This window comes from Bifidobacterium callitrichos DSM 23973 (assembly GCF_000741175.1).
GTDB classification, from domain to species: Bacteria; Actinomycetota; Actinomycetes; order Actinomycetales; family Bifidobacteriaceae; genus Bifidobacterium; species Bifidobacterium callitrichos.
In genome coordinates this window covers 177,696-197,806 of the sequence record NZ_JGYS01000003.1, presented here as the reverse complement: position 1 = coordinate 197,806, position 20,111 = coordinate 177,696, and the positions used below count along the sequence as shown (strand labels likewise).

Here is a 20,111-nt window from a genome sequence, read left to right as displayed (position 1 = left end):
AACTTCTTGCGCTTGTCCCGACTGCGACCGCAAGAACGGCGGAAAGCCGTTACTTATCAACGATAATCCGGTCTCCGACCACTGCTGGCGCCCGCGCGGCGTGTTGGATTGGCGAACATGAATCGTTGGCATTGCTTGCGACACGCGGTAAAGTTTTTTACTTTTTTGAGAAAGTTCTATACTCGCGTCTTGCGGGATCGGAGCTGTTCCCGCGCACGGATTCTTTACAGGTCGCAAGGAGGCCACCACACCATGAGCGGATCCACCACACAGCGCACGGCGACGCCCGGACAACCGCAGGCAGCGCCCGCGAGGAACATGGGCCAGAAGATCGCATACGCGTTCGGCAATCTGGGACAGGCCGCGTTCTACAACACGATGAGCACGTTCTTCATCACGTTCGTGACCACCGCGCTGTTCATCGACGTGGACAAGACGCTGGCCGCGCGCCTCATTGCGGTGATCACCGGACTCGTGGTGGTCATCCGCATCGCGGAGATCTTCCTCGACCCGCTGCTCGGCAACCTCGTGGACAACACGAACACCCGCTGGGGCCGGTTCCGCCCCTGGCAGTTCATCGGCGGCCTCGTGCCCGGCATCCTGCTGATCATGGTGTTCACCGGCCTGTTCGGCCTCGTGGACGTGAACACCGGCGTGTTCATGGTCCTGTTCGTCATCGTGTTCATCCTGCTGGACGTGATCTACTCGCTGCGCGACATCTCCTACTGGGGCATGATCCCCGCGATCTCCTCCGACTCGCACGAACGCAGCACGTACACCGCGCTCGGCGCGTTCACCGGATCCATCGGCTACAACGGCGTCACCGTCATCGTCGTGCCCGTCGTCAGCTGGTTCACCTGGAAGTTCACCGGCCAATGGGAGCAGGGCCGCACCGGCTGGGCCGCGTTCGCCATCATCATCGCCGTGCTCGGCCTGTTGACCGCGTGGAGCGTCGCGTTCGGCACCCGCGAGAACCAGGGCGAGCTGCGCGCCAAGGCCGAGGCCAACGGCAACCCCATCGAGGCGTTCAAGGCCATCGCCCAGAACGACCAGCTCCTGTGGGTCGCCCTGAGCTACCTGCTGTACTCCGTGGCCAACGTCGCCACCACCGGCGTGCTCTTCTACCAGTTCAAATACGTGCTCGGCGCGCCGGACAGCTTCTCCATCGCCGGCGTCATCCCGGTCATCACCGGACTGGTCACCACGCCCCTCTACCCGGTGCTCAACCGCCGCATCCCGCGCCGCTGGCTGTACACCGCCGGCATGGCGTTCATGATCGCCGGCTACACGCTGTTCATCATCGCGCCCATGAACCTGCCCGTCGTCATCGTCGCGCTCGTCCTCTTCTACCTGCCCGCGCAGACCATCCAGATGACCGCCATCCTGAGCATGACCGACTCCATCGAATACGGACAGCTCAAGACCGGCAAGCGCAACGAGGCCGTCACCCTCTCCGTGCGCCCGATGCTCGACAAGATCGCCGGCGCGCTGTCCAACGGCATCGTGGGCTTCGTGGCCGTCGCCGCCGGCATGGTCGGCAACGCCACCGCCGCCGACATGACCGCCGCGAACATCCGCACGTTCAAGACCTGCGCCTACTACCTGCCGCTCGCCGGCATCGTCGCCAGCCTCGTCGTCTTCCTCCTGACCGTCAAGATCGACGAGAACATGCACGACCACATCGTCGAACAGCTCGAAGAACGACTCGCCTCCGAGGAAACCGACAAGCAGTAAGCAATCAGGGCAGCAAGGGAACGGCCCGGCGCTAACGGTTTGAACCGTTGGCGCCGGGCCGTTGCCATGCCCGCCGGGGAGAGAAGAAGGAAGAGAACCGGCGGGGTTCCGGCCGGATTGTCGTCCGGCCGGAAGAATCATCGCGGCAGAAAGCGGTCCCTGCCGCTTCGGTCAGACCACGGATTGCCCGCCGGGAACCGAATCCACGGTTTCGACGGCATCCGCGTCGGCGTCCTCGGCATCGACGGGTTGCATCGTGCCGGAGTGACGGCCGGCGGCGTTGTTCCCGCGCCTGAACCTGCGGGCGGCGACCAGTCCCACGCCGACGGCGAGCAGGGTGATCGCCGCGGCGATCACGCCCTGGATGGCGGCGCCGGTGTGGGCGAGCCCGGTCCGGTAGCCGTTCCAGTCGTCGGTGTTGCTGACCACTTCGGTGTCGGGGCAGACGAGCCTGCCGTCGATCGTGACCGCGTCATCGGGTGCGGACGTCTCGTCCTTGCCGTCGAACGGATCCGGGTCGGAGACGACGCATTCGATCAGAGGCGTGCCGGTGACCGTGGCGCGGTCGGTGTGATGGTCGGTCACGCCCTTGAGGACGCCCTTGACCTCGACGCTTTCGCCGGGCTTGAGGATGCGGCTGTCCCAATCGGCGGGGTATTCGAGGTCGGTCACCCGGCCGTCGCCGGCGACCAGTTGGTCCTTGAGGTTCAGGTCCTTGGTTCGGTACCATGCGCCCTGCTTGGTGTCGGGGTCGGCGGTGCTGGTGTTGGTGATGGTGAACACGATGCGCGTGTCGCCCTGCATGGCCAGCGCGTCCTTGACCTGGTCGCGGTCGCCGGCCGGCCAGCCGGAGGCCTCGTCCCATTTCTCGATCTTCAGGCTCGGGGTCATGTCGGGCGTGTGCGTCTCGACCTGGTTGGAAGGCCGTTTGGTGCCGTTGAGGGTTTCGTCGAACCGGTTGGCGATGTGTTCGCCGGTCTTGACGCGCTTGCACTGGATGAACGCGGTCCATGCCTGCTCGCTTTCGTCGTTGCCGCTGATGAGGTCGAGCATGCGCTGGGTCGCAGTAACGGTGACCACGCCCTTGTCGTCCTGCGCGAGGGTGAACAGTTCGCCGCCGTATGCGCCGGCGTCGAAGCTGCTGCCGGCGATCTTCATGCCTTTATGGGCGATCACCTTGCCCTGTTCGGTCAGGTCGCGCATGGCGTACACGGCCCATTGGCCGGTGTACTGGTCGTGCTCGGTGTCGAGCGGGTCGGTGATGCTCCAGTCGGTGACCTTCTGGTAGGCGCGGTGCGCGGGCAGCACGGAGCTGTCGAGGCGGTAGAGGAACAGGCCGTTGAGGTATACGCTCTGCTTGTCGATGGATTCGCCGTCCACCTTCACGACCACGTCCTTGGACGGGTTGACGGGTTTGAGGGGGTTGGCGACCTCGTTGGTGTCCTTGCGGGTGTCGTTGACGACCTGCGTGGCCTTGTTCTTCACGATATGTCCGTCGGTGACCTTGATGACGGTCATCGGCAGGATCACCTCGTAGCTCGTGCCCAGCATCGACTGGTCGATGGCTGGCTCCTTCAACGGGTCGTGGTCCTTCTTTTCGGCGTATTCCTTGAGGTTCTTGGGCTGGGGGTCGCCCTTGATGGTCTCGCCGGTGGCCGGCACCTTCGTGTCCGCGGTCTTGGCGTACACGTAGGCGACGCCGTCGATCGCCGCGATGTTGAACTTCGCGGTCACGTCCTTGCCGGTCGCGGTGTCGGTGACCTCGATGCGCTTGGCGTCAAGGGAGAGGTATTCGTCGTCCCAGTCGTCGGTCATGCCGAGTCTCCAGACCTTGTAGGCCTGGTTGGTTTGCTTGGCGTCGATAATCACGCGGTAGTAGATCCGGTCGCCCAGCAGGGCGGTCTTGCCGTCGATGCTGATGGACGGGTCGGCCTGGGTGTCCTTCTTCACCGGCGTGAAGTCGGGAGGCTCGTTCCACACCCTGTTGCTCGGGGTGACCATGTTGTTCAGTGTCAATGCCCACTGGTTGCCGATTTTGGTGTCCGTGGGCGCGTCCTTGGCGACCGTGCCCTCGAAGCGGACGATGATGCGCGGGTTCGCGCCGTTGCGCCAGTTGGTCTTCACATACCCGTCGGAGAACACGAGGCGCACCGCGTGCTGCGAGTCGTTCCACTGGGTCTCGTACTCGGTTTTCGGGATGAACCTGCCGGTGGACAGGTCGGTGACCTCCAGGGTCTGCTTGTCCACTTCAAGATGCTCGTCGTAGGTGTCGGTGACCGCCACCTCGCTGACCGAGTACGCGAGATTGCCGGGCAGGTGGGGCTGGGTCTCCAGACGGTATTCCACGCGTTGGCCCGGGTAGACGACCCTGCCGTCCACGGACGCCTGGTCGCCGCCCTGCGAGGATTCGCCGACCACGTCCTTGACGACGGGCGGTATGTAACCGCAGATCTTCGGTTCGTTCGTGGGGATGGTGTGCGTGTTGACGGTCTGGGAGCCCTTGTTCGTCAGCGCCTTGCCGTTCGGCGCGGTGCAGAATGACAGTTCGTCGTTCGCCTGCTTGTCGAAGTCGTCGCGCACCTGGCCCGCGCCCTTGCCGTTGGCGTAGGCCGCCTTGCCTGGGATGAGCAGCGTGACCTGCTTCGCGGTCTTCAGTCCCTTCAATCCCTCGCGGTAGGCCCGGCCGGCGGTGGCGGTCACCGTGGTGTCTTCCATCGTGATCGTCCACTGGTCGGTGACGTCCCTGCCGTGGTTGGCGATGTCGGTGACGCTGGACTCGCGATCGGTGCCGGCGTCGGCCTCGTACACCTTGATCTTCGACTTGTCGTCGGCGTCGAACAGGTAGTCGGCGGCCGACCAGTCGTCCGTGAGCGTCAGGGTCTCCGGGGCCTGGATGAGGTTCTTGGCGATGGTGCCGTTGACCACCGAGGCGACCCGGTCCCCGTCCAGAAGCGTCATATCGTCGGCGCCGGTCCGGTTGGTCTCCTTCGGGTCGATGACCGCCTCCCACTGGCCCTTCGCGTTCAGGCGGATCCAGCTCTTGTCGGGATTCGGCCGCCACGTATCGAACTGTTTCGTTCCGGCGTCGGCCTCGGGCTCATGGTTCCACTTGCCCCACGCATGGTCCTTGACCTGCTGGAAGTCGGAGGGCTTTGACACGGTCACGTCGAAGCTGAACTCGTAGACATGGTCCATGGACATCTCGCCCTTGTCCGCCGAACGCGCGGCCGACACCGTGTTCGACGCCTTGTCCCAAGTGATCTCGAACTCGCCGGAAACGTCGCGGTTGCCGTCGGTCCTGTCGATGAGCCTGTAGTTGTCCACGGAGTATTCGACGCCGTTGGGTTCGATCACGTCGCGGAAACGCATCTCGTAGCCGCCGCGGCCGGTGCCGTACGTGATGGTGGTGCGGTTCGTCATCCGGTCGGCGCTCACGCCGTCCTCGATCTTCTTGACCGGGGGTTCGGGCGGCACCGAGCTCACCTTCCAGGATTCGGCCGGGTCACGGTCCGCGGTGTCCACGGCCGCCTGCATGCGGCCCTGCTTGGGCACCTGGATGTCGATCCAGTACGATCCCTCGGCCCAGTATTTCATGCCGAAATCCTTCGGCGAGGCGAGATTGTCGAGCTGGGTATCCCCATTGCTGGAGAAGCTGATCGACTTGCTCACGCTCTTCGCGGGCAGATAGGGGCCGTTCTCGTAATGGATGATCGCGGTGCCGTTCAACGTCTCCTTGATCGCGGAACCGCCGTTGTCTGCATGGATGACGTCGCCGATCGGGTCGGTGGAGCCGACCTGCATGTCGGTCTTCTGCTTGTGGCTGGTGGCCACGTTCAGCTTGTAATCGACCGGCGGCTGGTTCTGCGCCAGCACGATCACGCGGAACGAGGCGTTCGGGTTGGAGTTGATCGACTCCTGCGCCAGAGAGTCAACGCTGCGCGTGCCGAGCTTGTCCTTCCATGTGGTCGAAGTCGAGTACTTCTGGCCCTGATACGTGTAGTCGCCCTTCGCCTCGGCCTTCCACTGCGCCTCCCAACGGTTCTTCGCGTTCGAGCTCACATAGCTGCCGTTGAACGAACCATCCGCCAATCGCACGTAGCCCACCGCCACCAGACGGCAGTCCGCGTTCCCCTCACCCGTATAGGAGCGTTGGCACTCATCGATCGCGTCGCTCAAAGTCTTGTTCATGTTCACGAACTGGTTCTGCCCGTTCGCCAGATCGGACGACAGACGCACCTTCGCGTCACTCAACGCCGTCTTCATGCCATCCAGAGTGGCCGGCCACGAATCCTTGTAGATCCAATGCACATCGGCCGTCTGCGTCGGACCACCGCCCGAACCGCCACCGTCCTCACCGGAACCGCCGCCACCGTTATCGGCCAACGCGACCGGAACCAAGCAGGCCAGCAACGCCGCGGCGGCGGTGATCGACGCCACCGCACCGGTGCCCTTCTTCCCGAACCTCATACGAAATCCTTTCCCACATACGACAGAAGCGCCCCTCTCCGGGAAAGGGAGGAGACGGGGACTCCAGAACCCGCCTCCTCCCGGGTCCCTGGAAGAAAAGCACGCCCGCAAGCCCGACGGCCGGCCGCCGGACCCCGGACGCACCATCAGCATCACCCCGCATCGAGCGATGCTGCGGCGGACATGTGACGAAGATTGGCAACCCGTTCATGGATGAAACATGACGCGGATACTACATTTAGTGCATTGCTTTGCTTTGGATACTAGATGTACGGAGTGTTCTGTATCTTTACGAAAGGCGATATATTCGCTACAATTAGCGATGTTAAAAGCCACCATTGCCTCTCACTGAAGCACACTAGGGTGGCATTTTTCTTATCGGAGGAACGATGGACGAGAATGATACTCCACAGCTCCGCCCCTATCCGCAGCATCCGCCGAAATCATTGGATGATTTATCGGCCAAGCTCATTGACAACGGTTTGTCCGGAATAAGTCGCGAGCTCCTTGAGCGTCGAATCGAGCAAGTGGGATACTTTCGGCTGAAAGGATACTGGTATCCGTTCCTCACCCCGGTATCGGAGCAGTCGGCGAAGCGCTCATTGCCCTTCCGTCAAGATGTGCAATTCAAGGATATCTGGGATAGGTATCTGTTCGATCAGGAACTGCGGATGCTGGTATTCGACGGCATCGTCACCATCGAGATTTATCTCAAGAGCTTCCTCGCCCATGAGCTATCGGTATTCGGCGGCGAATTCGGCTACATGACACGGGAAGGACTCCCGGGGTTGAGCTATGACGACCATCTGGCTTGCCTTTCCTCGTTGCGTTCGACATTCACCAAATCAAATCTTCCGTACCTCAGGCATTTCCGGAGTACCTACAGTGATCCGCTGCCTCCGTACTGGATGATCGTCGGATGCCTGAGCTACGGAACACTCAAGGAGAACTTCTACCAAGGTGCGCCAGACCATATCAAGAGAAAGCTGGCCACCAAGCTGCATATCTTCAACCCCAACCCGAATCCCGCCGTACGCGGCGACGCCAAAATCCTCTCCAATTGGCTTGAGACTATCCGGCAGGCCCGGAACATGACCGCGCATCATGATCGCTTCTGGAACGAAACCAGCACCCGCATAGCGCCGAAACTGCCGAAGCATCGCAGCGGATCCCATGCAAAGGGTTGGTGGGGTAACGATTGGGATATCTTCCGTAAGTCCTCCGGCCCTGCTGCATTCCTCACCATGGAGAACTACCTGACATCCCAGATCGACGGACCCGCGTGGACGGAGAAATTCATCTCCCTTATGGATAGGCACCCTCAGATTCCGAAGTCTGATATGGGATTCCCTGACGGATGGCGGGTGTCGCCGCTGTGGCGAGTCAATGGCTCAGCTCATTGACGGGGCATCCTAATTGCATAAATGGGGAAACGCGCGCCTTTCAGGGACGTGGATCCAAGGAATTACCCGTCCCTGAAATGATAAGCGACAGAAACATCGTCTTTATTTGACGATGCGAGTAATTACATAGGCCATAAGACCTGCGATGACGGTGACGGCGGCAAGGAGCGCCAGTCTGGTTTCGCGGCGTTCCTTGGCCGCCATGTCGGCTTGCCGGTTGGCCAGGGCTTCGGCTTCGGCGGCGACGCCGCTGGCGGCGATGGCCGCGATGTGCGCGCTCATCTGGTCTTCGAGCGTGGAATCCTCGCTCGTGCCGTCGAAGGGCTCCTCGTTTTCGTTGTGGTTGTCGTTCATGGTTCTGCTCCGTTCCTGATTGTTGGATTGTTTGCTTTCCTGATTGTTGGTTTGCTTGATTGCTTGCATGTCAGCTTGCCTGCATGCAATCAAGTTTGATTGTTTGATTGTCTGCATGCGGGCTTGTTTGCTTGTCAGCTTTCGTTTTGCCCGGCGAGGATGGACATGCGGGCGGCGATGAGCGCGTGGCGCGCGATCTCCAGGTAGAGCTGGTGGCCCTCACCGTCGCCCCAGAACCGGTCGAACTGTTCGGTCGGCATCATGCTGGCGGGGTCGAACCCGTTCCACACGCCGCCGCAGAACACCTTCGCCGCCGCGTTCACCTCCTCGTCGGACGGCATGCCCGGATGTCCCTCCGCGGCGTCCGCGGCCGCGCGCATCTGCGCGCCGAACACGCGGGCCTGCAATGGCGAGAGCGTGTACGCCAGTCCCGCCGTGGAGCCCGCGGGGAATCCCGTGTTCACGCCGAGGGTGATGACGTGCGCCTCCTCGCCGATGCTGATCCGGTCGCCGAGCACGGAGACCTCCATCGAATAGTCCATAGTGTCTCCTTTCCGCAGACGCGCCGGCTTGCCGGATCGCGTCTGCATGTTTGACTGCCTGAATGTTTGGCTGTCGGCTTGTTTGCTTGCTGGATTGTCGGATTGCCTGATTGTTTGATTGTCTGACGGGTTACGGCTCGTCGTCGCCGTCGAGCCGGTCGAGCTCGCGTTCGATGGCGTCGCGCAGGAGCTGCTGCATGGGCAGGTCGTGCGCGGCGGCCGTGGTCTTGAGCCGGGTCTTGAGCGATACGGGTATGCGCAATGAGAGCATGACCAACGGTTCGCCCGTGGCCTTGGATGTCTTGTTCTGCTGGCGCAGCACGTCGTCGAACGGCACAGGTCGTGCCAGTGGCTGGTAGTTGCCCTGCATGGTCTCACTCCTGCTTTCCGGCGATTTGCTGAAGTTCGGTGACGAGGTCGCGGTATTCGCCCAGCTGGTGCGGGTTGGTGCCGAGCGAACGCTTGTAGGACTGGGCCTTCGGCACGATCGTGTCGAACCGGGGAGTGTCCATGGCGTTGAGGGCGTCCATGGTGTCGCGGAACGCCTTCGTGTTGTGTTCGGCCTTGACCAGCAGCAGCGCGGCGGGCGTGCTCATCCTGGCCATGTCGAGGGTGCTCCATGCCTGCTGGAGGTCCATGGGCGAGTCCGATGCCGGCACGATCACGAAGTCGGCCGCCTTGATGGCCATGTCCAGGGTCGGCCCCTGCGGCGGCGCGTCGATGATCGCCCATTCGTCCGGGTCGGCTCCCGCGGCGAGCTGGCGGAGCGTGGCCTGGTTGGCGGGCAGCACGTCGAACGTCAGCGGGTCCGCGGTCTGTTCCGCGGCAGCGGCCCACAGGCTCGCGCTGGACTGTGGGTCGGCGTCGTACACGACGGCCCTGCCGCCTCTGGAAACGATGACCGAGGCGATGTAGATGCTGGACGTGGTCTTCGCGACCCCGCCCTTGGCGTTGGCTATGGCGATGCGCATTCGTTCTTCTCCTTTGCGACTGTCGGCGATCATGCGAACCTGGTCAGTCGGTCGCTTGATTGTTTGCTTGCTGGATTGCTTGGATTCCTGCTTGCTTGATTGTTTGATTGTCTGACGGCTCATGTGGGGCGGGGCGATCGGCCGTCCTGCCCCGTGCGCGCAGGCGTCGTTGTTGGCGTTCGGCGCTGGCCTCGTCGGTGGCTTCGTCGAACACGTTCCGGTGGGCGCGTATCCAGTCCGTGAGCAGCCGCCAGCGTTGCGGCCACGGCAGGCCGCGGTCCCGGCAGGGGACGCCGTCGGCTTCGGCCATGCGCGCGATCCTGCGCCGGTCGGTGCACACCTTGCCGCCGTACACGCCCCATTCGAGTCCGCCGCTGGCCGCGTAGGCCAGGCATTCGGCGCGTACCGGGCATCGTTCGCACACGGCCTTGGCGACCGAGTGGAACGCCTTCGCGTCGCCGGGACGGTGCTCGAACTCCAGCGACCACAGGTAGTCGGACCATGGTTGCGGGAAGTCGCGGCATTCGCCGGCCTTCTTCCACGCCTCAAGACGCTGCCCGTCCCCGCTCATGGCCGCACCGCCTCCGCCGGCGCGCCTGTCTTCGTCTTGCGCCGTCCGGCGACGTCGTGGGTGGCGTGGTTGCGTTTGTCGTACGCGCATACCGGGCACGTCTCTTGCGAGATGACGCCTTCGATGTGTTCCTGGCACAGCGAGGTGCGCAGCAGCGCAGCCCCGTAGATCGGCACACGGCTCGCGGACGACGAGCTGACCGGTATCGCCCGGTTGGGATCCTTGACGACCGGCAGCGGGGCGTCTGGCGCCCGCTTGCCCGTCGGATCGGGATGGGTGAGCATTTCCAGCCGCAGCTGCACGTAGTTCGCGGCGAACCTGGCGCCGCTGGTGAGCCGGGGCAGCCAGTAGCGGTTGCGGTACGCCCAGTCCATCGTCGCGACGATCTCGCCGTACGGCCTGTCGATCAGCAGCGAGTGGACGGCCTTGCGGTCGGCCATGGTCGCCGGAACATCGAACCTCTGGTCCACGGCGAGCATGCGCCGGCGGATGCCGTCGAGCACGCGCACCTCTTGGCCTGCGCGTTCCGTGACCGGCTCAGGCAGCTTGCCGGGTTCGGGCACCCATAGCGGGTTCCTGCAACCCCTTGGAGGCAGGGCCCTGCCCCAATCGGTCGTTGGAACGGGTTCGGGCTTCGGGTCGGCGACCGGCTTCGTGGAGGCTTGTTCGGCGTTGAGGGGAGCATCCCCGAAGGGGATGAGGGGAGAATTGTTTATCACTTGTCTATTGGGTGACTTTCTGTCCAAGATTCCGGGACAATTTGTCCTCGGCTCCACGTCCTTCGGCTCGGGTGACAATCCGTCGGGTGACAAATTGTCCTTCATCGGATCCGGCTTGCCGTCGCCTTCCGCCAGCGCGTCCAGGTTCCGGGGCTTCTCCTCGATGTTCTCGGCAGGATGGTCGCCGTCCATGACGACGTCCCACACGCGCGAGCGGTGCCCCTTGGCGATCGGCTTGCGGGTGCGCGGGTTACGCGCCGACATCTCCTGGTCGCCGGGCCTGATGTAGCCCTTGCGCTCCAGCTCCTGCAACGAACGGATCACGGTGCGCTCACAGCACCCGCAATTGAACGCGATGGTCTCCACGCTCGGCCACGCGGCGGCGCCATCGTCGTAATAGGCGCGGCGGGCCAGATACACCAGCACGAACTTGGTGATGCCCTTGACGTCGTCGCGCTCCCATGCCCAGTTCTCGGCTCTGCTGCTCATCGCTCGACCTTCCCGCCGTCATGCGCCGGGTCCGCTTCGCGGCGTTCGCGCAGTCTCGCGCCGATGTCGTCGCCCAGACGGGCGGCGCGGCACAACGCATACGAGAGAACGCCGCCGGACATGCACACGGCGGCAACGACCAACCACCACATGGTTCGGCCGGTATCGGGGAAACGGTCCGCGGACGCGCGCCTCAGCGGCGCGAGCCCCGGGACGGGTGGGCGAGCATGGACAGCACATGAGCCTTCGCGATGCGCAGATCGACGTTGCCGCCACCCCGCGTCGTCCGCCGCACGGCGTCGCGCTGGCGATTAGGCTCGAAGACAGATGCCCGGCGAATGCCGGCAGTATTGGTAGAATCGGTCATGGCGATGACCCTCCTTCGGGGAATCGGAACGACGGGCGTCTGATCTTGGCGGATATGCGCGCCCGCGGCTCCATGGTTGTTGCCGTTCAATCCCCGCGCCGGGTTCCAGCCGGTCCGGGGATTCTCGTTTCGGGTTTCCACCCGCCATCCGTGAGATAGGCGTCGATGCCGAGCACATACCCAGGGGACAGGTTTCGGTGAATGGCCAGCCAGATCAGGTCGGACTGCTGCCACGGTATCGAGCCGTTGACCTTTCCCGCGACCGAGGATTTGGACGTACCCATCTCCCTCGCGAGGTCTCGGCAGCTCAGACCCGCCGCCGTCATATAACGACGCATCGGAGAATCCATTATTTTTGCCGTCAGTCCATTCACAATAGACAATATAGCAAGAAACTTGCACAGCGGCAAATCATTGTTGTAGGATTATGTCCATCGATATTGGACAACTCTAATCTGAAAGGACTTGATATGGCAAAAATCGAACCGTCGACCGAATCCAATGGACTCGGCGACTACCTGCAGAGGGTATTCATCTGGAACGTCAACATGCAGCTGACCGGCCGCGGGATGACCCAGCAGTCACTTTGCGCGGCACTGGGGCTGAAGAGGGGCGCCGTGTCCGCGAAGATGACCGGCAAGACTTCCTGGACCATCCAGGACATCGCCGCAGTGGCGGAATTCTTCAACGTCCCCCCGCTCTCCCTGCTGGATGCGTCGATGTACGAGCAGATGATGCGCGGAATGAACAGTGACGGAGGTGCATCTTTGGTGGCAGTGGCCACCGCCGGGTTTCCTGTGCGAGCAACTGAAGGCCAAGCTGGCGGCCTGAAACCGTTGGAAACAAAAGGCTCCGGGCCACGATACCTCGTGGAGCCCGGAGCCGGTGAGTACCCCCAGAGAGAGTCGAACTCTCGTTGTCAGATTGAAAGTCTGGTGTCCTAACCGTTAGACGATGGGGGCTGACAACTCGAGTTAGAATACACAAGTCGTCGTCGGAGAGCAAATCGCCGTACCTGTTCGGCGTGTCACGCCTTGCGGTATGTGAAATCGTGGATCACGCGGCCGGCGGCGAGTCCCTTCTTCTCGAAGTTGGTGAGCACGCGGCCCTCGAATCGCGTCGACTCCGTGAAGTCGGCGTGCGGCATGTCCGCCGCGAGCTCGGCGTTGCCCTTGCCGACGTGTCCGGTGGGCAGGCTCACGGTGATCCCGCCCTCGTTGCGCCATCCGTCGAGATCGTCCATCACCTCGTGCACGTGCAGGGCGTAGTCCTCTATATCCGTGGCGATGCGCCAGATGCCGCCGTCGGCCAGCGTGCGGCGGATCTCGCCAGCAAGCTCCGGCTGGACGATGCGGCGCTTGTGGTGCTTCATCTTGGGCCACGGGTCCGGGAAGAACGTCCACACCTCCGCGGCGACGCCGTCGGCGCACGCCTTGAACAGCTCGGGCGCGTTGGCCTGCGCCACGCGGATGTTCTTCAGTCCCCGCTTGCCGGCAAGCAGTAGCGTGTGCGCGACGCCCGGATCGTAGACCTCGAGCGCGAGGAAGTTCTCGTTCGGGCGCGACTCGGCCGCCGCGACGACGTTCTCCCCCTGACCGGTGCCGATCTCGATGATGAGCGGATTGTCGTTGCCCCACGCGTGGCGCACGTAATCGTGGTCAAGCGTGAACCCTTCCCGCACGTCAAGTGATCCCGCGGCCGGGGCGATGTCGAGCAGGTAGTCGCCGGCGTAGTTGTCCCACGCGCGCTGGAGTCTGGCGTCGAGTCGGCCTGATCGACGCACGAAGGAGAGTACCTTGTGCATGGGGTGCGCGGGGTGCTCGGCGGGGGAGTCAGGTGTGGGATCGGTTTCGGTTGCGGACGCCGTCTGCGTTTCGGGTGTCTCGGGCGTTGCCTCCAGCGTGGTCGCCTCGGTCGTTTCGGTCGTTTCGGGTGATGACGTGGTGTCGGTCATGGGGTCCTTTCTGTGAATTCGTCGGGGCCGCCGCGGTCTATCGCGGTCTCTTACGGTCTTGCCGTGCGCGCTTATCTCATTATTCACCACGATTGCAGATGAATCGCGTGTGTTCGGTCCTGTTACGTGTTATACTCAAATTGTTCGAAAAGATAACAAATGTGAGCAGAAGCGAACAGCGGCTCGCGTAGTCGGACCGCATGCCTCTCTCATGGATAGGAAGGCCAGAACATGACAGTTCTCGTCACTGGTGGGTGCGGTTACATCGGCGCCCACGTCGTCCACGCGCTGCACGAAGCCGGCGAGAAGGTCGTCGTCGTCGACGATCTGAGCTACGGCAAACCCACGCGCATCGAGGGCTCCCGCCTCTACGGCATGGACATCTCCGCTCCGGGTGCCGGCGATCGCCTCGCCGAGATCCTCGATGCCGAGGACGTCGACGCCGTCATCCACTTCGCCGCCCGCAAGCAGGTCGGTGAGTCCGTCGAGAAGCCGCTGTGGTACTACCAGCAGAACATCGGCGGCATGCTCAACGTCCTGACCGGCATGAGCAAGTCCCAGAAGACCAAGAAGCTCGTCTTCTCCTCCTCCGCCGCCACCTACGGCGTCCCGCCGGTCGACGTGGTGCCCGAGGACGTCGTTCCGATGCTGCCGATCAACCCCTACGGCCAAACCAAGCTGTTCGGCGAGTGGATGGCCCGCGCCTGCGAGGGCCGCTACGGCATCCGCTTCTGCGCGCTGCGCTACTTCAACGTCGCCGGCTGCGGTCCGGTCGAGCTTGAGGATCCGGCCATCCTCAACCTCATCCCGATGCTGCTCGATCGTCTGAAGAAGGGCAAGGCCCCGCTGATCTTCGGCGACGACTACCCGACTCCGGACGGCACCTGCGTGCGCGACTACATCCACGTCTCCGATCTGGCCGACGCCCACATCGCCGCCCTGAAGTACCTCGACCGCGACGAGCGCAAGTATGACGCGTTCAACGTCGGCACCGGCGAGGGCACCTCCGTGCGTCAGATCGTCGACGAGCTCAAGAAGGTCACCGGCCTGCCGTTCCAGGAGCACGTCCAGGGCCGTCGTGCCGGCGATCCGCCGCACCTCATCGGCTCCCCGAAGCGCATCAACGAGGAGATGGGCTGGCATGCCAAGTACAACGTGGAGGACATCGTCGAGTCCGCGTGGAGGGCGTGGCAGGCCAACCCGGAGCACCACATCGACGTCGAGAACTGGAAGCAGACCGACTGATTTTACGGTCGTGATCGACTGATCTGGGCTTCATAGGCTCGTAAGGGGCGTGGTCGGATTCATCCGGCTGCGCCCCTTTTCGTTGGAATTCCGGGCGACACGCCGATGATTTGCATGCGGAGCTGAGACCTGTATTATATCTACCTGTTGCCTCACGGAAACGCGAGAGAAACACGGCCCCGTAGCTCAGTTGGTTAGAGCGCCGCCCTGTCACGGCGGAGGTCACCGGTTCAAGTCCGGCCGGGGTCGCTTGAATGGGAAACCATTCATTGGCTCTGTAGCTCAGTTGGTAGAGCGAGCGACTGAAAATCGCTAGGTCAACGGATCGACGCCGTTCGGAGCCACCACGCGGAACCCCGCAAGCCAATCATTCCAAGGCTTGCGGGGTTTTCTGGTTTCAGAAACAAACCCAGCATAAACCCCTCAACCCCGCATTTACCCCGCGCATTCACTAGCAAAGTGGAAGCCGGGTGAGAGTTTGCTGCAAGGGACTGACGGAAATCTCTTGGGGAAGGGCGGCTTGGCGAGAGGTTTTCTGGCCATATCGTGGGCGTTCGTCCGAAAAGTGAGCTGGAGTGATGGTGGTGGCTGCTCCTGATGTTCAATGGTGCGCGTGAATGACAAGATGAATGACGATATCGACGTTATCGACAATGTCGACAGCAGGGTGAATGGCGAAATGAACACCAAGCAGTACGACTTCTACGTGGCAGGTCCGTTCTTCGACCCAGAGCAGTCGGACAGCATGGAGCGATTGGAGACGGTGCTCGAGCGATACGGCAGGAAGCTGTTCAAGCCGCGTTTCGTCAGTCAGATCGAGGAGGCAGGGCCGGATGGCTGCTTCAAGGACGACATCAACGGCATCCTTTCCTCGAAGGCCGTCATCGCCAATCTCATGGACGAGGACCCGGGCACGATGTTCGAAATCGGGTATGCGCATGCGCTGGGCATGCCCGTGTACGGCTATGCGGAGGGCCTGACTCCGATGGATCGCGTCAATCTGATGGTGGCGCAGGCCGTCGAGATGGTGTTCTCCGGCCCCGATGATCTGAGCCAGTGGCTCGAGACCGGAGAACACGAGGAGATCGATTACATCCAGTTCTGAGAGGGTGGGGGCGGATCAGGCCTTCCACCACGGACGCAGCGGATACCACTTGCCGTCCGGATGGCCGACGCGGTCGGGGCGCACGGCGAGGAACTGGTGGATCTGGATGCCATCCAGCTCGAAGTTGAGCGCGCAGGCGGCCATGTAGAGGCCCCACACCTTCGCGCGTTCGAATCCGACCTGCTTGACCGCGTCGTCCCAATGCTCGGACAGGTTGTGATTCCAGTGATGCAGGGTCAGTGCGTAGTGCTGGCGCAGGTTCTCCTGATGCACGACGTTGAACCCTGCATCGTGGATGCAGGACTCGATGAAGCCGGGCGCGCCGAGATCGCCGTCAGGGAAGATGTAGCGGTCGAGGAACTCGTCGGTGCCGGGCTTGCCGTCGGGCTTGTCGTGGCTGATGGTGATCTGGTGGTTGAGCAGGCGTCCCATCGGCTTGAGGAGCTTGTACATCTCCTTGAAGTAGCTCTCGTAGTTCCTGACGCCCACATGCTCCATCATGCCGATCGAGCAGATGCCGTCGAAGTCGCGCTCAGGCACCTCGCGGTAATCCTGCACGCGCACCTCGGCCAGATCCGTCAGGCCCTCGCGTGCGATCCATTCGTTCGCGTATTCGGCCTGCTCCTTGGACAGGGTGACGCCGAGGGCCTTGATGCCACGGCGGGCGGCGGTAATGACCATCGAGCCCCAGCCGCAGCCGATGTCGAGCAGCCGCTGGCCGGGCTCGAGCCCCAGCTTGTCGAGGATGAGGCGCAGCTTGTTGGCCTGCGCGTCCTCGAGGCTCATGTCCTCGTTGTCGAACACCGCACAGGTGTACGTCATCGAGGGCCCAAGGAAGTCGGCATAGAACTCGTTGGACATGTCGTAGTGGAAGCTGACGGTCTCGGAGTCGGCCTTCTCGGTGTGGGGGAGCAGGCCCTCCTTGATGCGATCGAACTTGCTCGGGCCCTCGGTGGCCGGAACCGGCGGCTTTTTGAAGCCGTGGCTGAGGATGCCGGCGGAGACACGCGCCACGGTCAACGGCGTCAGCGGCTTGACGTACTTGGCCATGGAGAACAGGGCATGCAATGCCGGATACGGGTCGGCGTAGTCGATGCCCTCCACGTCGAAGTCGCCCAGCACGTAGGCGCGCACGACGCCGATCTCATTGGGATGCATAAGTAGCTGGTACATGCAGCGAGGACTGGTGATGCGGACCTTCAGATCGGCGTCCGCCGCTCCGAAGTGGGATCCGTCAAACGCGTCCACACGCACGGGCGCATCGTCTTCCAGAAACAATCCAACCATTTCGCCGACGGTCATGGACTTGCCATTTGCCATAAGGCTGCCTCCTAACTATCTGTACTGTCTGTTCTTTTCGTGTCTATCGCGTTGCGCGCCACGTGATTTCCGCGTTGCCGCGCATCGCGCCGGACAGTAGTGTCGTTCGCAGTCGCCGCGTGTGAGACCGCTACGCAGACGGTGTGAAACCCCAAATTCGAGCATCATATTAGTCCTCGTTGTGGGATGGGAAACGCGTGAAAACGCCGATCGTCGTCGAATTATCGGTGACGGGACGGGTTGCCGACGCTGATGAGGACGCGGGTGGGGAAACGAGCTACGAAGTGATTGGGGATCTCCATTTTTCTTGAACAATTTAGAAAATTTCCAGAGTCGTGTTGGTGAACGCTCACGCAAACGAGTACACTGGACATCGTCGGGAGATGCGATGAGCGCATCCGCCCACGTGCACAGACAGAACACTAGCTTCAAAGGAGAGCTCACTATGGTCTATCGCATGATTTTCAACCAGACCGCCTACTTCGGCCGCGGTGCCATCAAGGAGATTCCTGCCGTCGCCAAGCAGCATGGCTTCACCAAGGCGTTCATCGTCACCGATCCGGTCCTGCTGGAGACCGGCACCGCCGAGAAGGTCACCAAGGTTCTCGATGAGGCCGGACTGCCGTACGAGGTGTTCAGCAACGTCAAGCCGAACCCGCCGGTCGAGTGCATCAAGGACGGCGTCGAGAAGTTCGCCGCCTCCGGCGCCGACTTCCTGATCGGTCTGGGCGGCGGCTCGCCGCAGGACACCTGCAAGGGCATCGGCATCATCACGGCCAACCCCGAGTTCTCCGATGTGCTTTCCCTCGAGGGCGTGGCTGACACGAAGAACCCGTCCGTCCCGATCTTCGGCGTGCCGACCACGGCCGGTACCGCCTCCGAGACGACCATCAACTACGTGATCACCGATACCGCGAACAAGCGCAAGTTCGTGGCCGTCGACCCGCACGATATCCCGATCGTCGCGTTCGTCGACCCTGACCTGACCGACTCGATGCCGCGTGGCCTCAAGGTCGCCACCGGTCTCGACGCGCTGACCCACGCCATCGAGGGCTACATCACCCCGGGCGCCTGGTCGCTCTCCGACTGCCTGTCGATGCAGACCATCCGCATGATCGCCAAGAACCTCGCCAAGTCCGCCGACGGTGACATCCCGGCCGGCGAGCAGATGGCGTACGCCTCCTACATCACCGGCATGGCCTACTCCAACGTCGGCCTCGGTCTGGTCCACGGCATGGCCCACCCGCTGGGCGGCCGTCTCGGCGTGGCGCACGGCGTCGCCAACGGCATCCTGCTGGCTCCGGTCATGGAGTACAACAAGGACTACACGGGTGAGAAGTACCGTGACATCGCCGACGCGTTCGGCGTCGAGGACGCCTACACCGGCGATCTGGAGAAGGTCCGCGAGGAGGCCGTGCAGGCCGTCCACAAGCTGACCGTCGACCTGAAGAACCCGACCACGATCTCCGAGGTCGGCGCCACCGAGGCCGATCTCGCCCCGCTTGCCCACGACGCGTTCAACGACGTGTGCACCCCGGGCAACCCGCGCAAGGCCACCGAGGAGGACATCCTCAAGATCTACACCTCGCTGATGTGATCTCTCTGATGTGATCCATGTGATCCATATCTATATGGCATATGGACTGAGCGGCCCGGCGGATCCCCCGATCCACCGGGCCGCTGTCTATTCATGAGGCCGAAAGATCCCGTAGCCCTCAGCGTCACAAATTCCCGGAATTTCCCCTGTGCGCGGTAAAAGGTGACGCTCCCCAATCGTCAGCGTCACCTTTTACCGAGATGTAGGGTGATCTCGGGAATATGTGACGCTGACAATGGTCAATCGTCACAAATTCCCGAGATATGGGATGATTTCGGGAATATGTGACGCTGGCCCGACCGACCGTCAGTTCCGCTCCTCGTGCTTCTCGTCGTAGGTCTCGTCGGTGGGGGTCTCGTCGTACAGCTCTCGACCCTCCTTCTCGGCGAGCTCCATCTGCTCGTTGATCCACGCGGCCTCGGCCGGGTTGATGTCGGCGGTGTTGAGCACCTTCTGCCACACCGGGTAGAACAGGTGCATCGCCGGGTACATGGCCGTGAACAGGATTTCCGGCTTGTGCTTGCGCCAATGCTGCGGATGCGCGTCGAACGTGTTCCTGAACCGGCGCATGTAGTTGAGGAACGACGAGAACGACGTATCCATGCGACGGGCGCTCATGCCGGCGATCATCCGCGGCGAGTAGACCGTCTTGAGGCCCTTGCCGATCAGGTGCAGGGAGATGTCGATGTCCTCGTGCATCACATCGGCCTTGTCCCGGCACACCTCACCGGAGATCTCGCGCCATGCGGAGGCACGCAGCGCCATGTTCGAGCCGAACAGCAGCGGCTGGCCGCCGTCGGCGCGGTAGATGCGCTTGCGGATCGAATTGTCGCTCTTGAGGCCGAAATGGCGCGACGGCATGTCGTAGTACATGACCGGACCGGTGGCGCCCATCGCGGTCGGATCCTCGGTGAAGATGCCGGAGACGACCTCCACCCAGTCGGGTTTGATCATGCAGTCGGCGTCGAAGCGGCCCAGCACATCGCCGGTGGCGTGGTCGAGACCGTAGTTGCGCGTGGGAATAAGCCCCTGCTCCGCATCCTGATGCAGCAGCTTGATCGGGGCCTCGGGATGATCGAGCATGAATTGTTCGACCACCTTGCAGGTGTCGTCGGTGGAACGGTTGTCGACCACGATGATCTCGTGGGGCATCACGGTCTGCCGAATCGTGTTGAGCAGACAGTCGGCGATGCGTTCGGACTCGTTCCAGGCCGGGATGACGATCGAGACATTCAGCATGCCTTCAGAATAAATGGGCGGGCGTACACGGGCG

17 protein-coding genes, 3 tRNA genes and 1 pseudogene are annotated in these 20,111 nt (G+C 62.6%); 8 read left to right on the top strand and 13 right to left on the bottom strand.

The features are described 5' to 3' along the window. The first annotated feature begins 252 nt into the window (after positions 1-252). A complete protein-coding gene (locus BCAL_RS02700) occupies positions 253-1,734 on the top strand; it encodes a glycoside-pentoside-hexuronide (GPH):cation symporter (protein WP_043164844.1) in 1,482 nt (493 codons plus the stop codon). A 171-nt stretch (positions 1,735-1,905) separates the two neighbouring features. Here BCAL_RS02700 and BCAL_RS02695 read toward each other — a convergent pair whose 3' ends face one another. Next, on the bottom strand, positions 1,906-6,201 hold the full coding sequence (locus BCAL_RS02695; protein WP_043164846.1) for an LPXTG cell wall anchor domain-containing protein: 4,296 nt from the start codon (positions 6,199-6,201) through the stop codon (positions 1,906-1,908). A gap of 389 nt (positions 6,202-6,590) precedes the next feature. On the opposite strand from BCAL_RS02695, the gene BCAL_RS02690 reads away from it, so the two are divergent. Next, entirely contained in the window at positions 6,591-7,604 is a 1,014-nt protein-coding gene (locus tag BCAL_RS02690; protein ID WP_043164848.1) for an Abi family protein, read from the top strand. A 102-nt stretch (positions 7,605-7,706) separates the two neighbouring features. On the opposite strand, the gene BCAL_RS02685 is transcribed toward BCAL_RS02690, so the two are convergent. From BCAL_RS02685 to BCAL_RS13455, 8 genes are all read right to left on the bottom strand, one after another. Beyond that, the gene (locus tag BCAL_RS02685; protein ID WP_223847823.1) at positions 7,707-8,075 is read right to left on the bottom strand and encodes a hypothetical protein; all 369 of its coding nucleotides are present in this window, start codon (positions 8,073-8,075) and stop codon (positions 7,707-7,709) included. A 17-nt stretch (positions 8,076-8,092) separates the two neighbouring features. Next, on the bottom strand, positions 8,093-8,500 hold the full coding sequence (locus BCAL_RS02680) for a hypothetical protein (RefSeq protein ID WP_043164849.1): 408 nt from the start codon (positions 8,498-8,500) through the stop codon (positions 8,093-8,095). Positions 8,501-8,630: 130 nt separating this feature from the next. Then, positions 8,631-8,870, bottom strand: a complete 240-nt coding sequence (locus BCAL_RS13665; protein WP_033495367.1) for a hypothetical protein — start codon at positions 8,868-8,870, stop codon at positions 8,631-8,633. Between the two features lie 4 nt (positions 8,871-8,874). Beyond that, positions 8,875-9,471, bottom strand: a complete 597-nt coding sequence (locus BCAL_RS02670; protein ID WP_043164867.1) for a ParA family protein — start codon at positions 9,469-9,471, stop codon at positions 8,875-8,877. A 43-nt stretch (positions 9,472-9,514) separates the two neighbouring features. After that, positions 9,515-10,042 (bottom strand): WhiB family transcriptional regulator, encoded by a 528-nt coding sequence (locus BCAL_RS02665; RefSeq protein ID WP_043164869.1) that lies wholly within the window; start codon positions 10,040-10,042, stop codon positions 9,515-9,517. Next, positions 10,039-11,250: a helix-turn-helix domain-containing protein gene (locus BCAL_RS12570; protein ID WP_043164871.1), complete on the bottom strand. Its 1,212-nt coding sequence runs from the start codon at positions 11,248-11,250 to the stop codon at positions 10,039-10,041. The genes BCAL_RS02665 and BCAL_RS12570 overlap by 4 nt, the downstream gene beginning before the upstream one ends. Next, complete coding sequence (locus BCAL_RS13460; RefSeq protein ID WP_162834848.1) at positions 11,247-11,402, bottom strand: hypothetical protein; 156 nt, start codon at positions 11,400-11,402, stop codon at positions 11,247-11,249. The genes BCAL_RS12570 and BCAL_RS13460 overlap by 4 nt, the downstream gene beginning before the upstream one ends. A 41-nt stretch (positions 11,403-11,443) precedes the next feature. Beyond that, positions 11,444-11,617 carry a hypothetical protein gene (locus BCAL_RS13455; RefSeq protein WP_162834849.1) on the bottom strand — a complete coding sequence of 58 codons (174 nt, stop codon included), beginning with the start codon at positions 11,615-11,617 and terminating at the stop codon, positions 11,444-11,446. A 470-nt stretch (positions 11,618-12,087) separates the two neighbouring features. On the opposite strand from BCAL_RS13455, the pseudogene BCAL_RS14045 reads away from it, so the two are divergent. Next, positions 12,088-12,348: pseudogene (locus BCAL_RS14045) on the top strand (helix-turn-helix domain-containing protein); the annotation flags it as partial. 159 nt (positions 12,349-12,507) lie between these two features. On the opposite strand, the gene BCAL_RS02645 reads toward BCAL_RS14045, so the two are convergent. Beyond that, positions 12,508-12,579, bottom strand: a tRNA-Glu gene (locus BCAL_RS02645). Between the two features lie 65 nt (positions 12,580-12,644). After that, positions 12,645-13,571: a tRNA (guanosine(46)-N7)-methyltransferase TrmB gene (gene trmB, locus BCAL_RS02640; protein ID WP_043164873.1), complete on the bottom strand. Its 927-nt coding sequence runs from the start codon at positions 13,569-13,571 to the stop codon at positions 12,645-12,647. Positions 13,572-13,802: 231 nt separating this feature from the next. Here trmB and galE point away from each other — a divergent pair, with 231 nt between their 5' ends. The 4 genes from galE to BCAL_RS02620 all read left to right on the top strand — a co-directional run bounded on the left by galE (position 13,803) and on the right by BCAL_RS02620 (position 15,921). Continuing rightward, positions 13,803-14,816, top strand: a complete 1,014-nt coding sequence (galE, locus tag BCAL_RS02635; RefSeq protein WP_043164874.1) for a UDP-glucose 4-epimerase GalE — start codon at positions 13,803-13,805, stop codon at positions 14,814-14,816. A 175-nt stretch (positions 14,817-14,991) separates the two neighbouring features. Then, positions 14,992-15,065, top strand: a tRNA-Asp gene (locus BCAL_RS02630). A gap of 22 nt (positions 15,066-15,087) precedes the next feature. Further along, positions 15,088-15,163 (top strand) — tRNA-Phe (locus BCAL_RS02625). Between the two features lie 332 nt (positions 15,164-15,495). Continuing rightward, a complete protein-coding gene (locus BCAL_RS02620) occupies positions 15,496-15,921 on the top strand; it encodes a nucleoside 2-deoxyribosyltransferase (RefSeq protein WP_043164999.1) in 426 nt (141 codons plus the stop codon). 15 nt (positions 15,922-15,936) lie between these two features. Here the strand turns inward: BCAL_RS02620 and BCAL_RS02615 are convergent, their stop codons facing one another. Next, entirely contained in the window at positions 15,937-17,241 is a 1,305-nt protein-coding gene (locus BCAL_RS02615) for a class I SAM-dependent methyltransferase (protein ID WP_043164875.1), read from the bottom strand. Positions 17,242-17,686: 445 nt separating this feature from the next. On the opposite strand from BCAL_RS02615, the gene fucO reads away from it, so the two are divergent. Then, the gene (gene fucO, locus BCAL_RS02610) at positions 17,687-18,838 is read left to right on the top strand and encodes a lactaldehyde reductase (protein WP_043164876.1); all 1,152 of its coding nucleotides are present in this window, start codon (positions 17,687-17,689) and stop codon (positions 18,836-18,838) included. A 306-nt stretch (positions 18,839-19,144) separates the two neighbouring features. Here the strand turns inward: fucO and BCAL_RS02605 are convergent, their stop codons facing one another. Continuing rightward, entirely contained in the window at positions 19,145-20,077 is a 933-nt protein-coding gene (locus tag BCAL_RS02605; RefSeq protein WP_043164877.1) for a glycosyltransferase family 2 protein, read from the bottom strand. Between the last annotated feature and the right edge of the window lie 34 nt (positions 20,078-20,111).

Bases quoted from the DNA above. Each gene is read 5' to 3' on its own strand.
- BCAL_RS02700 (WP_043164844.1), top strand. From the start codon at position 253: ATGAGCGGATCCACCACACAGCGCACGGCGACGCCCGGACAACCGCAG.
- BCAL_RS02695 (WP_043164846.1), bottom strand. From the start codon at position 6,201: ATGAGGTTCGGGAAGAAGGGCACCGGTGCGGTGGCGTCGATCACCGCC.
- BCAL_RS02690 (WP_043164848.1), top strand. From the start codon at position 6,591: ATGGACGAGAATGATACTCCACAGCTCCGCCCCTATCCGCAGCATCCG.
- BCAL_RS02685 (WP_223847823.1), bottom strand. From the start codon at position 8,075: ATGCAGACAATCAAACAATCAAACTTGATTGCATGCAGGCAAGCTGAC.
- BCAL_RS02680 (WP_043164849.1), bottom strand. From the start codon at position 8,500: ATGGACTATTCGATGGAGGTCTCCGTGCTCGGCGACCGGATCAGCATC.
- BCAL_RS13665 (WP_033495367.1), bottom strand. From the start codon at position 8,870: ATGCAGGGCAACTACCAGCCACTGGCACGACCTGTGCCGTTCGACGAC.
- BCAL_RS02670 (WP_043164867.1), bottom strand. From the start codon at position 9,471: ATGCGCATCGCCATAGCCAACGCCAAGGGCGGGGTCGCGAAGACCACG.
- BCAL_RS02665 (WP_043164869.1), bottom strand. From the start codon at position 10,042: ATGAGCGGGGACGGGCAGCGTCTTGAGGCGTGGAAGAAGGCCGGCGAA.
- BCAL_RS12570 (WP_043164871.1), bottom strand. From the start codon at position 11,250: ATGAGCAGCAGAGCCGAGAACTGGGCATGGGAGCGCGACGACGTCAAG.
- BCAL_RS13460 (WP_162834848.1), bottom strand. From the start codon at position 11,402: ATGTGGTGGTTGGTCGTTGCCGCCGTGTGCATGTCCGGCGGCGTTCTC.
- BCAL_RS13455 (WP_162834849.1), bottom strand. From the start codon at position 11,617: ATGACCGATTCTACCAATACTGCCGGCATTCGCCGGGCATCTGTCTTC.
- trmB (WP_043164873.1), bottom strand. From the start codon at position 13,571: ATGACCGACACCACGTCATCACCCGAAACGACCGAAACGACCGAGGCG.
- galE (WP_043164874.1), top strand. From the start codon at position 13,803: ATGACAGTTCTCGTCACTGGTGGGTGCGGTTACATCGGCGCCCACGTC.
- BCAL_RS02620 (WP_043164999.1), top strand. From the start codon at position 15,496: ATGAACACCAAGCAGTACGACTTCTACGTGGCAGGTCCGTTCTTCGAC.
- BCAL_RS02615 (WP_043164875.1), bottom strand. From the start codon at position 17,241: ATGGCAAATGGCAAGTCCATGACCGTCGGCGAAATGGTTGGATTGTTT.
- fucO (WP_043164876.1), top strand. From the start codon at position 17,687: ATGGTCTATCGCATGATTTTCAACCAGACCGCCTACTTCGGCCGCGGT.
- BCAL_RS02605 (WP_043164877.1), bottom strand. From the start codon at position 20,077: ATGCTGAATGTCTCGATCGTCATCCCGGCCTGGAACGAGTCCGAACGC.